The sequence below is a fragment of the Acidithiobacillus albertensis genome (genome assembly GCF_001931655.1).
Taxonomy (GTDB): Bacteria; Pseudomonadota; Gammaproteobacteria; order Acidithiobacillales; family Acidithiobacillaceae; genus Acidithiobacillus; species Acidithiobacillus thiooxidans.
Genome location: NZ_MOAD01000001.1, coordinates 2,161,505 through 2,174,743 on the forward strand (window position 1 = coordinate 2,161,505; position 13,239 = coordinate 2,174,743).

Annotated in this window: 11 protein-coding genes; 4 read left to right on the top strand and 7 right to left on the bottom strand. The window is 54.0% G+C overall.

Translation table 11 applies throughout. The annotated features are described in order from the left end of the window. Positions 1-9: 9 nt before the first annotated feature. The 6 genes from katG to yoaA all read right to left on the bottom strand — a co-directional run bounded on the left by katG (position 10) and on the right by yoaA (position 7,656). A complete protein-coding gene (gene katG / locus BLW97_RS11130) occupies positions 10-2,199 on the bottom strand; it encodes a catalase/peroxidase HPI (RefSeq protein ID WP_075323185.1) in 2,190 nt (729 codons plus the stop codon). Between the two features lie 312 nt (positions 2,200-2,511). Beyond that, positions 2,512-2,955 carry an SEL1-like repeat protein gene (locus BLW97_RS11140; protein WP_031574014.1) on the bottom strand — a complete coding sequence of 148 codons (444 nt, stop codon included), beginning with the start codon at positions 2,953-2,955 and terminating at the stop codon, positions 2,512-2,514. A gap of 27 nt (positions 2,956-2,982) precedes the next feature. Beyond that, positions 2,983-4,605 carry a peptide chain release factor 3 gene (locus BLW97_RS11145; protein ID WP_051690695.1) on the bottom strand — a complete coding sequence of 541 codons (1,623 nt, stop codon included), beginning with the start codon at positions 4,603-4,605 and terminating at the stop codon, positions 2,983-2,985. An 8-nt stretch (positions 4,606-4,613) separates the two neighbouring features. Further along, complete coding sequence (gene rimI / locus BLW97_RS11150) at positions 4,614-5,084, bottom strand: ribosomal protein S18-alanine N-acetyltransferase (protein ID WP_075323187.1); 471 nt, start codon at positions 5,082-5,084, stop codon at positions 4,614-4,616. After that, entirely contained in the window at positions 5,081-5,746 is a 666-nt protein-coding gene (gene tsaB / locus BLW97_RS11155; protein WP_075323188.1) for a tRNA (adenosine(37)-N6)-threonylcarbamoyltransferase complex dimerization subunit type 1 TsaB, read from the bottom strand. The genes rimI and tsaB overlap by 4 nt, the downstream gene beginning before the upstream one ends. Beyond that, a complete protein-coding gene (gene yoaA / locus BLW97_RS11160) occupies positions 5,743-7,656 on the bottom strand; it encodes a DNA repair helicase YoaA (protein ID WP_077218387.1) in 1,914 nt (637 codons plus the stop codon). The genes tsaB and yoaA overlap by 4 nt, the downstream gene beginning before the upstream one ends. Before the next feature lie 84 nt (positions 7,657-7,740). On the opposite strand from yoaA, the gene BLW97_RS11165 reads away from it, so the two are divergent. Both BLW97_RS11165 and ccsB read left to right on the top strand, forming a co-directional pair. Further along, positions 7,741-8,064, top strand: a complete 324-nt coding sequence (locus tag BLW97_RS11165; RefSeq protein ID WP_075323189.1) for a hypothetical protein — start codon at positions 7,741-7,743, stop codon at positions 8,062-8,064. Between the two features lie 226 nt (positions 8,065-8,290). After that, positions 8,291-9,460, top strand: coding sequence for a c-type cytochrome biogenesis protein CcsB (gene ccsB / locus BLW97_RS11170; protein ID WP_077218389.1), 1,170 nt, complete (start codon positions 8,291-8,293; stop codon positions 9,458-9,460). 124 nt (positions 9,461-9,584) lie between these two features. Here ccsB and BLW97_RS11175 read toward each other — a convergent pair whose 3' ends face one another. Continuing rightward, a complete protein-coding gene (locus BLW97_RS11175) occupies positions 9,585-10,685 on the bottom strand; it encodes a C40 family peptidase (protein ID WP_075323190.1) in 1,101 nt (366 codons plus the stop codon). A 438-nt stretch (positions 10,686-11,123) separates the two neighbouring features. Here BLW97_RS11175 and BLW97_RS11180 point away from each other — a divergent pair, with 438 nt between their 5' ends. Both BLW97_RS11180 and BLW97_RS11185 read left to right on the top strand, forming a co-directional pair. Beyond that, the gene (locus BLW97_RS11180; RefSeq protein WP_077218391.1) at positions 11,124-11,756 is read left to right on the top strand and encodes a thioredoxin fold domain-containing protein; all 633 of its coding nucleotides are present in this window, start codon (positions 11,124-11,126) and stop codon (positions 11,754-11,756) included. Positions 11,757-11,972: 216 nt separating this feature from the next. After that, on the top strand, positions 11,973-13,223 hold the full coding sequence (locus BLW97_RS11185; protein WP_075323192.1) for a carbohydrate porin: 1,251 nt from the start codon (positions 11,973-11,975) through the stop codon (positions 13,221-13,223). Positions 13,224-13,239 lie beyond the last annotated feature (16 nt).

A 13,239-nucleotide genomic window follows, 5' to 3' on the forward strand; every position in this document is an offset into this window, starting at 1 on the left:
TGCCAGTTTTTATCCAGCCAAATCAAAACGATCGAGATTCATGACCTTGGTCCAGGCTTTTACAAAATCCTCCACAAATTGAGCTTGCCCATCGGCGCTGGCATACACTTCAGCCACTGCCCGCAACTCGGAATGCGATCCAAAAACCAGATCCACCCGGGTCGCAGACCACTTGCGAGCCCCCGTTTTACGATCATAGCCGGTGAAGGTTTCAGCCTCCTCCGCATCTGCTTTCCATTCTGTCCGCATATCCAGAAGCTGCACAAAAAAGTCATTACTGAGAACACCGGGCCTGTCTGTAAACACACCGTGTTCGGCTGCGGCAAAATTCCCGCCCAATACACGCAAACCAGCTAACAGAACCGTCATTTCCGGAACAGTTAAGGTCAATAATTGAGCTTTGTCCAGCAACAGAGCCTCTGCTGGGATGTTGGAACAACGGGCACTGCGGTAGTTACGGAAACCGTCTGCGACTGGCTCCAATACGGCAAAGGAGACCACATCCGTCTGCTCCTGGGTAGCGTCCATGCGTCCCGGAGTAAACGACACCGTTATCTGGTGACCAGCCTGGCGGGCTGCGTCTTCTATCGCTGCATTACCTGCAAGAACAAGCAGATCTGCCATGGATATTTGTTTGCCCCCGCTTTGCTTGGCATTGAAGTCGGCACGAATACCTTCAAGTGTATTTAATACCTTGATCAATTGCGCGGGCTGGTTGACTTCCCATTGCTTTTGCGGTTCCAGACAAATACGCGCTCCATTTACACCACCACGTTTGTCAGACCCACGAAAAGTTGAGGCAGATGCCCAGGCGGTTGTCACCATTTCCGAAACCGTCAAATCTGAATCCATGATTTTGCTCTTCAGAGCAACTAGATCCTGATCATCCACCAATGGATGATTCACATCCGGTATGGGATCCTGCCAAAGCAAATCTTCTTGCGGCACATCAGGCCCCAAATACCGGCTTTTAGGTCCCATGTCCCGGTGCGTCAGCTTAAACCAGGCGCGCGCAAAAGCATCGGCAAAAGCTTCCGGATGCTCGTAAAAGTGCCGCGAAATTTTCTCGTAAACGGGATCGAAGCGCAGGACGAGATCCGTCGTCAACATGGTTGGACGATGAAATTTTGATGGATCATGGGCATCGGGAATGATTTCGGGAGCATTTTTGGCAACCCACTGATGGGCCCCCGCTGGACTTTTTTCCAGTTCCCACTCGAAGCCAAACAGATTTTCGAAAAAATTATTACTCCACTGCGTGGGGGTTTTCGTCCAGGTGACTTCCAGACCACTACCAATCTGATCTTCTCCCTTGCCACTGCGAAAGCTGCTTTTCCAGCCCAAACCCTGATTTTCAATGGGTGCGGCTTCTGGTTCCGGACCAACATGGGTGGCCGGTCCGGCCCCATGTGTCTTCCCAAAAGAATGCCCGCCGGCAATTAATGCTACAGTCTCTTCATCGTTCATGGCCATGCGTGCAAAGGTCTCACGGACGTCTTCAATGGCTGCCACCGGATCTGGATTGCCTCCCGGGCCTTCCGGATTCACATAAATCAAGCCCATTTGCACCGCTGCCAGAGGATTTTCCAGGTCTCGCTTGCCGGTGTAACGATCCTGATCGCCCAACCAGGTATTTTCTGCACCCCAGTAAACCGATTCATCAGGCTCCCAAACGTCCCGACGTCCACCGCCGAAACCAAATACCTTAAAGCCCATGGATTCCAGAGCCACATTGCCGGTCAGCATCATGAGATCACCCCAGGAAATGCTGTGCCCATATTTTTGTTTGACCGGCCAAAGTAAACGCCGGGCCTTGTCCAGGTTGACATTGTCCGGCCAGCTATTGATGGGGGCAAAACGCTGCTGGGCAGCACCCGCACCACCCCGCCCGTCACCCGTACGATAAGTACCCGCTGAATGCCAGGCCATGCGTATGAAAAAAGGTCCGTAATGACCAAAATCGGCTGGCCACCAATCCTGGGATTCTGTCATTAAAGTACGGAGATCTGCCTTGACTGCTTCCAGATCCAACGCCTGAAACGCTTTGACGTAGTCAAAATCGCTTGGCATGGGGTTGGATAAAGCCGAATTTTGACGCAGGAGCCCAAGATTCAAGCGCTCTGGCCACCAATCGCGAATTGACTGTACATCACCGGTAGCCATGGTTTTACGAAACGGACAAGTCATTTCTTCAGACATATCACATCCTCCTTATTGATATAGACAGACAGCCACGAACCTCGACACATTACCCAGATCACAAATGAAACTAAATATATATTTAGACTAATTATAAATCGTTGTCAAATGCTTTGCGCTTCTGTGATAAAATTCAGTATAGGTCAGTTTCCGCATTTACTATCAGAGGAGCGATCATGTACGGTGCCAGTCCCTTCGCAGGCTTAAGCAATCCTTTAATATTACTGGCTTTATCAGGAGGCTTGGTATTTTTCGGGATAGTGGTTTTTCTGTTGACGCGCAAATGAGCGATACGACCAGTCACAACAACCATCAATCCTGCCGCGCTGACTCCTGCGGGTTTGCGGGAACCTGGGCAGCGGCTGGCAGGGCTGTTTCAAGCTGGGCAATATGGGCCATGCGCGCAAAATAGGCCTTGGCCTGTTGCGGATTTTTGCGCACACCCAGGCCTTCTTCGTAAGCAAGACCCAGGTCAAAATCAGCACGAGCCAGACCCAATCCTGCAGCTTTACGGTACCAATGGAGGGTTTCTGGCCAGCCTTTATGGACGGTGACTTCCTTACGGGTGATCAGCGGTGAATACAGGGTCCCCAGATAAAATGCCGCCTTGGCATCATGCCCACGGGCGAGCGCCTGCAACTGTGCTAAAGTGGCCGGATCAGACTCGGCCTGATTGCGCAATGACTCCAGGTCCTGGGCGGCCGCTGCCAGGGGCCAAATCAGCAGCATCAGGACCATCAGGGTGGATTTTTTCATCCGTGCAATCTCCTTTTGTCTATAATCTCAGGTATCCGCATGCTCCCGGGTGGCATGGAAGATGACCTGCGGCCAGCGTTCCATGGTCAAATCCAGATTCACCCGCGAGGGGGCCAGATAGGCAAGGCGCCCCCCCGCATCTTCAGCCAAATGATCTTCATGCTTACGGGTGAATTCTGCGAGGATTTTGGCATCCTCACATTGAATCCAGCGGGCCGTCTGGACGGTAACCGGATCAAAAATGGCTTCCACCGCGTATTCAGTTTTCAGGCGCTCTGCCACCACATCAAATTGCAGCACGCCCACTGCCCCCAGAATCATATCGCCACCCTGCAGTGGCTTGAAAACCTGGGTCGCGCCCTCCTCTGCCAACTGCTGCAGGCCTTTTTGCAGTTGCTTGGCCTTGAGCGGATTGCGCAGCCGCACCCGCCGGAACAATTCCGGCGCAAAATAGGGTATTCCCGTAAATTGCAGCGCCTCGCCCTGGCTGAAGCTGTCACCAATCTGAATGCTGCCATGGTTATGCAGGCCGATGATGTCTCCGGCATAGGCGTCTTCCACCAGCTCTCTTTCCTGGGCCAGAAAAGTGATGGGATTGTGCACCTGAATATCACGCCCTATACGCAGATGCTTGATTTTCATGCCACGCTGAAAATGACCGGAACAAACCCGCAAAAACGCTACCCGATCGCGATGCTGGGGATCCATATTGGCCTGTATTTTGAATACAAAGCCGCTGAAAGCCTGTTCATCGGGTTGCACCGCACGGCCAGTCGTTGGTCTTGGACGCGGCGAGGGTGCCCAGTCAATCAGGGCTCCGAGTAATTCCCGGACGCCGAAATTGTTGATGGCGGAGCCGAAAAATACCGGGGTCTGCTGTCCCGCCAGAAAATCTTCCAGTGAAAACGGGTTGGAAGCGGCCCGCAGCAGCTCCACCTGTTCCCGCAACTCGGGCATTTCCTCAGGAAAGCGCCGGTCCAGCTCCGGATTATCCAGGCCAGCTATACATTCCAGCTGATGCTCACGGGTTTCCTCACCAGGGGCGAACACCAATACTTCATCCCGCAACAGGTGGTAGACCCCTCGAAAACGCTTGCCCATACCAATCGGCCAGGTGACGGGGGCGCATTGAATGCCCAGCACCGACTCCACTTCATCCATCAGTTCCGTAGGATCCCGGCTTTCGCGGTCAAACTTGTTCATGAAGGTGATGATGGGCGTATCGCGCAACCGGCACACTTCCAGCAATTTGATGGTCTGGGCTTCCACACCATTACCGCCGTCAATGACCATCAGGGCTGAATCCACGGCCGTCAGCACCCGATAAGTATCTTCGGAGAAGTCCTGGTGACCGGGCGTATCCAGCAGATTGATCACATGATCCGCATATTCAAACTGCATCACCGAACTCGCCACGGAAATACCGCGATTTTTTTCAATAGCCATCCAGTCACTGGTAGCATGGCGGCTACTTTTACGCGCCTTGACGGTCCCTGCCAGTTGAATGGCACCGCCAAACAACAACAGTTTTTCCGTCAGGGTAGTTTTACCCGCATCAGGATGGGAAATAATCGCAAAAGTCCGGCGCCGTTGAATAGCCTCCAGAAAGGCATCCACTGACGGAACCAGTGCTTCAGGTGAGGAAGACATAAGCTTTTTTAACCTTCTTTGAAAAAATGCACATCACGAACCAAAGACATGGACAAAACCAGAGCATCTTCGCGACCCTCGGTATTTCGATAATAATTCAAGCGCACCCCGATTTCATGAAAACCCGCCGAGCGGTACAACTGCTGGGCGGCCGTATTGGATACCCGGACCTCCAGAAAGGCGCGTTCTGCACCCAGTTGCCCGGCACGCGACAAAAGGTGCATGAGCATTTTACGCCCATAACCACGTCGACGCTGTGCCGGACTCACCCCCAGATTCAGCACATGCGCTTCAGCGGCTCCGGTAGACAGGACACCAAAGGCAGTCAGGAGATCCGTTTCATCCTTCAGCACCCAGGCATCATATCCGGCCTGCATACAATCCCGGAATATGCCCCGCGTCCAGGGTCCAGGGGAAATGTGCGACTCCAGTGCCGCCACCGCATCCAGATCTTCCGCCTGCATCGGTCGCAACTTCATTTTTGTTGGTCCTGGGGCAGAAAGGGCCGGATGTAATGGGGTTCGAGCTGGTCAGGACGACAACCGTCTTCGCCTCTGAGATGACGGGCCAGTGCCAGACGCAGAACCGCTTCTGCCTGCGGATAGGCGTCTTCCGTCCATCCCAGGACGTTATCCTGCTGCCATTCAGAATGATACAGGGGCCAAGCGCTACCCAGCCCCCAATACCCGCCCTCATGGGGCCAGGCCACTGCCCCGGGCGGGCAAACGCGCTCCTCGCCCTGCAATACTGGCAGCCCGGTACGCTCATCCTGCACATAGACGGCGGCATAGACCTCGCCTTTACGCGCATCAAGGGCCGTCAAAACTGATGGCTGGACGGTCGCTGCCGCCAACGCCTGCAAACTGGAAACCGGATATACGGGCAACCCCCGCGCCATCGCCAGAGCCTGGGCGGTACTGACCCCAATACGGACACCAGTAAAGCCGCCGGGTCCTACTCCGCAGGCGATCGCATCCAGATCGGCAAGAACCAGTCCGGCACGCTGCAATACCCTGCTGATCATCGGCAACAAGATCTGGCTGTGGGCGTTTGCCGCCACCTGACACTCCGCAACGCCATTCACGGCGACCGAGCAGGCTTCGGTAGCCGTATCTATCGCGAGAATAATCGGATCACTCATGACAGCGATGCCTTCCAGAATTGCTGCACGGCCTCCAGATCGCTCACGCGCCGCATGGGTGGCAAACTTTCCAGAAAAATCTTGCCATAAGCTTTGCTGCGCAGACGCGGATCGCAGAGCATGAGCACACCACGATCAGTTTCTGAGCGTATCAGGCGCCCTACGCCCTGGCGCAAGGCAATGACGGCCTGGGGTATTTGCAGTTCGCGAAAGGGGTCGCCGCCCGCTGCCTGACATTGTTCGGTACGCGCACGCAAAATCGGATCAGATGGGTTGGCAAAAGGCAGTTTATCAATTATGACCGAGGACAAGGCCTCTCCCTGCACATCAACACCTTCCCAGAAACTCGCCGCGCCCAGCAACACGGCATTGCCCAGACTGCGGAACCGGTCCAGCAAGCGCGAACGCGGCATGCTGCCCTGTACCAGCACGGGAAACCCCAGTTGGCGGGGCAGAAAGGATGCAGCCTCCTGCAGGGCGCGATGACTGGTAAACAGGATAAAAGTCCGCCCGGCACTGGCCTCAATCACTGGTATGGCAGCCTGCAAACACGCCGACGTATAACCTGGATGACTGGGCTCAGGCAGGCCAGAGGGTAAATACAGTAAAGATTGGCGGGCATAATCAAAGGGTGAGGCGGCATTGAAAGTCTGTGCGCCACTAAGACCCAGCGCCCGCTCAATGACCGTAAAACTGTCTCCCACCCGCAAGGTTGCACTGGTCAACACCAATGCCTCGATAGGCTCCAGCAGATATTTTTGCAGCGGTCCCGCCACATCCAGGGGGGTGGCGTGTAACTGCACGGTACGCGTTCTCTTCTCCTGCCAGAACACCATTTCCGGGGCATTATGCAGCAGAAAAAACTCGACGCTGGCCAACAGCGCCGCGCCCCGTTCCGCACATTGTTCCAGTCCCTTGCCTCGGGCGGAGGCCTGCTGAAGGGCTTGCAGCAACGTAAGTCCAGCCTGACGCAAATGGATAAAAGCCGCCTCTTGGGGAGACCCTGGTGTCAGTGCCCACTGAGTCCGGTCCTCACCCGCCCCAAGGGCAGTGCGCCAGGCACTGGTCGCCGTCTCCACCCCGGCTGCGGCCAGCAGTAAAGGCGCATCATCTGCCGCTTCGCCAAGGGCTTCCGCACGACTGTCCCTGGCCCAATCCCACAACTGGTGACTGCTGAGTTGCCGCCCAAAGTAGCGCCCCGCCAGGTCAAAAACCTGATGGGCCTCATCCAGCACCATCGCTTCCACCCGGGGCAGCAGGTCTCCCATACCATTGGCCTTGAGTGCCAGATCGGAAAAAAGCAGGTGGTGGTTCACCACCAGCAGATCGGCTTCCTGGGCCTTGCGCCGCGCTTCCACGACATGACAGCGCTGGTAATCAGGACATTCACTACCCAGACAATTATCCCGGGTTGAAGTCACCAGCGGCCACACCGCCGAGTCTTCCGAAACCCCACTGACTTCCGCAATATCTCCCTCCCGGGTGCGCCCCGCCCAATCCACAATTTTGGCGAGAGGAGCCGCCAGCAATGGCGCGACGCCCTCACTGCTGAAACGCTGGAGACGGTGCAGACAAAGATAATTGGACCGCCCCTTGAGACGGCTGACGCGCATCGGCTTACCCACCACATCCGTGAGCAAGGGAATATCTTTTTCGAGAATCTGGTCTTGCAGCGCCTTGCTCCCGGTGGAAACCAGCACCTTGCGTCCGGAAAGCATGGCGGGCAACAAGTAGGCAAACGTTTTACCTGTACCCGTACCCGCTTCAATCAATGCCACCCCACCCTGCTGCAAGGTTTGGGCAACCTGCGCGGCCATGGTCTGCTGCTGGGCACGCGCCCGAAACTGCGGCAAGCGTTGTGCCAAGGCCCCATTTTGTCCCAGATTTTCTGACCAGTCTGTTATTGTCACTGACAACGCCTGAATTTCATGCCTACTCCCGCTGCGCGCTCTGTCCTGCTATTTTTACACAATTCCGCCATAAATAGGGCATTCATGTATAAACGACGTGCACACATACTCTTTTGGCATCCGAGCCAACCTGAAAAGGCCCAACTTGCTGCCCAGTTAGCTGCTGAACTTGGCGGTGAGTGGCTGATCGCCAAAGCCAATTCGGCAGAATACTTATGGCCCGATCTGATTATTGCGCTGGACTGTGATGGGATCCCTGATCTGGAACGGGCAACTCATACCCAATGCAAATTCTGGCCAGTTTCCTCCACGGATCCTGAAAATAACCTGCGAGAACGCATTCTGGGTGTCATCGGCGGTTTTCGCTTACTGGCCAGACTGGATCAAAGTACACCGCCGCAAGCCTGAGCCCGGGTGAACAAGCTGGCCCTTTCGGAACCAGGCGTATTGTCCCGATTGTTCGATTAGGCCCAAAAGTTTAAAATTATGTGTAAGTTAGCGCATTCTGAAAGCGAGCATCTTGACCCTTGCGGATAGATAAAAAGCCCTGACTGTTCGGGCTTAATTATTGCTTAAAGCCCTTATAAAATTGTAAACAGATGCCAAACACTACCGCGAAACAGGAGCCAACAAGATGTCAGCGCAACTCCAATCACCCTATTTTTCACTCAAAGAGCCCGCATCCATAGAAAACTCCAAAGCTCAGCGTATTGCCTGGGCCATTTTTCTGAGCGTCGGCGCCGTTGCCACCTGGGCCGTATTTCGTGCCGAATTCTGGATGTGGCAATTCCTCATCCTCGGTATGTGGTATGCCGGGCTTATGTGGTTTGGTCTGAAATGGCCGGCTTTCCGGGCTTTGTTTCTGGTCGTCATGGCCATTGCCGGCACCGGGGTAGGGCTTTATCAATGGGGTTTCACAACGCACAACAGCCTCGCAATACGTTATTTTTTCCACAGTAATGCAATGTTTTACTGGATGAGTGGCGCGATTCTGCTCAGTGCCGCCGGCTACTATTTGTATTTGTTTGCCGGTAACCAGAATGCGGGCAACTGGGGGCATCGCCTGGCCTGGATTGCCGTTGTTCTGGGCTTTGCCGGTCTGGCCATTCGCTGGCGAGAAACCTATATCGGCCACCCATCCTGGGGACATATTCCCGTCAGCAATATATTTGATGTGATGGTGTTGTTTTGTGCGACCACCATCCTGTTTTACTTGTTTCACGAAAATCGCACAGAAAACCGGGGATTGGGGGCTTTTGTTCTGCCTTTGGTGCTGGTCGCTGATATTTTTCTGATCTGGGTGGGTGCGGCTTATCATTTGAACCGTATTCAACCACTGATTCCGGCACTGCAGAGTTTCTGGATGAAAATCCATGTACCCTCCATGTTCATTGCCTACGCTAATTTTTATATTTCAGCCATGGCCGGTTTGGCCTATTTGCTGAAAGAACGCGCCATCAGCAGCGGCAACTTTCTGCGTGATCGCCTGCCCAGCCTGGAATTACTGGACAAGACCTTTTCCGGAACCATCGCCTTCGGATTTTTGTTTTTTACGGTCGGCACCATTCTCGGTGCAGTCTGGGCTGCCAAGGCCTGGGGGGGATTCTGGTCCTGGGACCCCAAGGAAACCTGGGCACTGATTGTCTGGCTGAATTATGCCGGCTTCCTGCACGCCCGTAGTCAGCGCAACTGGGAAGGACGCCCCATGGCCTGGTGGGCATTTATCAGTCTGATCGTCGTTACCTTCTGTTTCATCGGCGTCGACTTGTTCCTAGGTGGGCTGCACTCCTACGGCAAACTCTGAATTGTCAGACAGACGGCCCACGGCCGCCTTTACGGTGAACCGTAAAGCCAAACATCAAAAAAGCACAACCCGCAGCTTCAAGTCTGCGGGTTTTTTTGTGCAATGCTCTGTCGGTAAAGCAACCTTAATAAGAGTTGGCTACCGGCAAGCTGCGCGCGCCGTCATAATGCGCTGCCCAATAAGGATCATTCAGGCTGCCAATCTGGACGCCAGTGCTGGGTGTCTGGGCGCTGACGAAACGCTGGTGACCGATGTATATACCTACGTGAGAATAAGCCCGATGCATGGTATCAAAAAACACCAGATCTCCGGGCTTGAGGTTTTCCCGGGACACCTTGTGCAACTCCGCAGCCTGGGCATAAGAAGTGCGCGGCACCTGAATGTCAAATTTGGCCAGTATGTATTTCACGAAGCCACTGCAATCAAAACCTGAAGCCGGACTCATCCCGCCCCAGCGATAGGGGGCACCAATAAACTTCAAGGCCGAAACCACCATGGCCCGGGGCGAAAGCCAGGAATCGCCCGAGGACGACGAAGCATTGCTCCCGGTATTAGTTTGATCCGCCTGTTGTTGGGCCATATCGTCTGCCAATTCAGCAGCAGCCTGAGGCCCGCTGGCGGCGTCGCCGCTGGACTCTAAAGCCTGCAGCGGATGACGGGCCCAGTGATAGGCCTGACTGGCGAACATTTCCAGGGCAATGCGCAGATGTGACTGTTCCGGCGCGGAAGTGGCGACCACTGCATCCACCGGGGCTGCCGCTGGCTTGGCCGGAGAATCTGTAGTCATCGTGCTGGCTGCGAGACCGGTTTTCACCAGCACCAGGGATTGATCCACAAAGTCGGGGCTGGTGACCGAATTGTCAGGGGTATCCGGAAACGAATGAACAGGAAATTGGTAATTTGTTACCGGCTGAGGTGCTGCACCCACTCCCGCAAATTCCACCGGGGAAAGATGCATCAACTGCAGGGCCGTTGGCGTCAAAGCCGTATAATCGGCTGCTTCGACTGGTAAAGCCTTATGCCTATGCGAAACTTTTCGGACCGATTTGACGGCATGATAATGTCTCGAATAGGGATGCCTGGAAGAGGTCTCCCGGTGATACCGATGCGCATCCACTCGATGAGCTGCCGTCTTAACATGATGTGGCGCGGCCTGAGCCACAGCAACACCTCCTGTACACAAACATACCGCCAAAGCAATCTGCCAGCGATGCTTCTTCTTCATTCTTATCTCCAGAATCACCTGGGAATCGCCGCTGCGTAATCTGCCCAAGGGCTGATTATGCAGAGACATTGCCATTTCTCATAAAGTTGAAAGAGAAACTTCGAGGCTACCCCCTGAACCCAATAAAAAAGCCGAACGTTGGTTCGGCTCGATGAGAATTACCCGGACAACGGAACACGCGGGCCGACACCGAATCAAAACTGCCGGCAGCTTGGGGCGCCAAGCCCCAAATAACCAGACAGTCTTCTCCCGAATCAATTCGAATATTAGCCATTAGTAAAATCGATGCTCCATAGTCCGTATTTGGGAATATAGGTGGAATTGCCGGGACAGGCAAGGTCTGAAAAGCAATTTTTTTTCTGATTTCCGAAAAATACTTAAAACTGGCCTGAGTATTGCTTTAATACAAGAAGATAGCAAAAATCAAGGAGCGCATGCATGTTCTCTTCTGTCTTAATGAGCAAAAAAAGTTGGCTTTATTCTATAGGCTTAGCGTTTTCCATGACCCTCATGACCAGCGGCTTCAGCCCGTCTGGCCAAGCCTCGACGCTGGGCCAGATGGCAGCCAGTTTTGCCCCAAAGCGCACAGTGGCCAGCTCTGCACAGATCTGGCAGCGGCTCAATCATGCCCGCTGGTTCGTCCAAGGTTCGGGGCCACACATCATTTATCTGATATTTGATCCGAACTGTCCCTATTGCCATCTTCTCATCCAGGAACTGCAATCCCTGATCAAACCCGATCAACTCAGCATACGCTATGTTCCCGTGGGCTTTCTGGAACCTTCCAGTACCGGCAAGGCTGCCGCGATTCTGGAGGCGAAAAACCCACTGAAGGCCCTATGGGAAAATGAAAAAGGGTTTACGGAAAAAGGTCATGATGGTGCCATCCAGGAAATTCTGCCCAGTACGGCAACTGAAAAAGCACTGAAAAACAACCTGAGCATACTCGAAGCCACCGGCCAGAAAACTGTCCCTACCATGCTTTACATGGATAGCCACAATCAGCCACAAATTGTCTGGCAGGTTCTGGATGCTAAAAATCTCGCCCAGACCCTAAAGGGACTTCACTAGCCAAATCTGGAGCCGATGCCGGGCCGGGAAGCTTTTTGCTCCAACGTCCCTTGCCTGTTGTTCTAAGGCGCGGCCCAAAGTCGCGGCAAAGCTTCCCGGCCCGGCATCGGCTCCAGCTTCCCGCAAAAAATAATCCGAAAATATTGACATTGCTAACAGTCTCTATAATATTAAGAATCATTATCGTTAATATTCTAATAACGGAGCGTATCTGCAATGTCTCGCCTGACTTTTTCCGTGGCGACTGCACTTTGTGCGGCGTCTTTTCTGGGCTGTCCTGCAATAGGTTGCGCTGATGCTGCTGACAGCAACCCGGAATCCTCCATACCCAACACCCCCGGACTTTCTGCCAAGTACTTACCTGCTTACACCCATATCGGCAACGGGCTATCCTGGGCGGGACATCTGGACAGCGAGATTTTTTCCAACTTTTCGGGAGGAATCAAGCAGGGCAGTGAAGGCAATATTGTCGGACAAATCGGGGCTGAATATGACACCGACAAAGCTGGTCTCTGGAAGGGTGGCAAATTCACCCTCTCCCTGATGGGCATTTACAGTAGTGGCATTCAGCAAAACTATAGTGGTGATATTCAGACTGCCAGTAATATCTGGGCGCCCAATGCCGTCCGTTTTTACGATGCCGCCTATCGGCAACGCTGGAATGACTGGCTCAACACCCGGGTCGGTTACATGGACGTCAACTATTATTTTGATGTTGCCGCCAATGCCCTGCAATTGATCAACAGCTCCTTTGGCATGTCGCCCACCATCACGGTCAACGTCCCCGGCACTGCCACCTATCCCTATTCCGGCCTCGGCCTACTGGTCAGCACACACACGCAAAATGTGAGTAACAAATTAGCAATTTTTCAGGGTGACCCACAGCATCAGACTTCTGCTTTTGAACGAGGCTACATGGCCCTGTGGGAAGGCGCTCTGCACTGGGGTCACAAAGCCGACGAAGACATGGAGGACAATACCGATGAATATGGCCAATATGAATTAAAAATCGGTGCCTGGCACTACCAGCAGGCTAATCCCGAACTTTATGGCTTATCACCCAGCACCGCCGGTGCCTATGGCATCGTCGAAGGAAACTGGACACTGCCGGGTGAACGCCAGCTCGGCGCATTTGTGCAGGCCGGGGCAGCGCCGCAAAACTTCAATCCCGTCCCCTGGTACCTGGGCGTGGGCTTGCGGCTCGGGCATCCCTTTGCAGACCGCCCGGACGACAGCATTTCCATTGGTATGGCCAGAGCCTGGTTACGCCCTGAGGCCGTCGCTGCGGGACTGGATGTGGAACCAGCCAGCATCCATCCCGCTGAAACCAGCTATGAACTCACTTATCTGGCAAAAGTAACGGAGCACATCAATATTCAGCCGGATTTGCAATACATCCAGCATCCTTCCGGTTATTACCCGGATGCTCTGGTCGGTATTTTGCGTCTGCACCTCGAATTTTTTTGAATGTTGAATCAGGAAG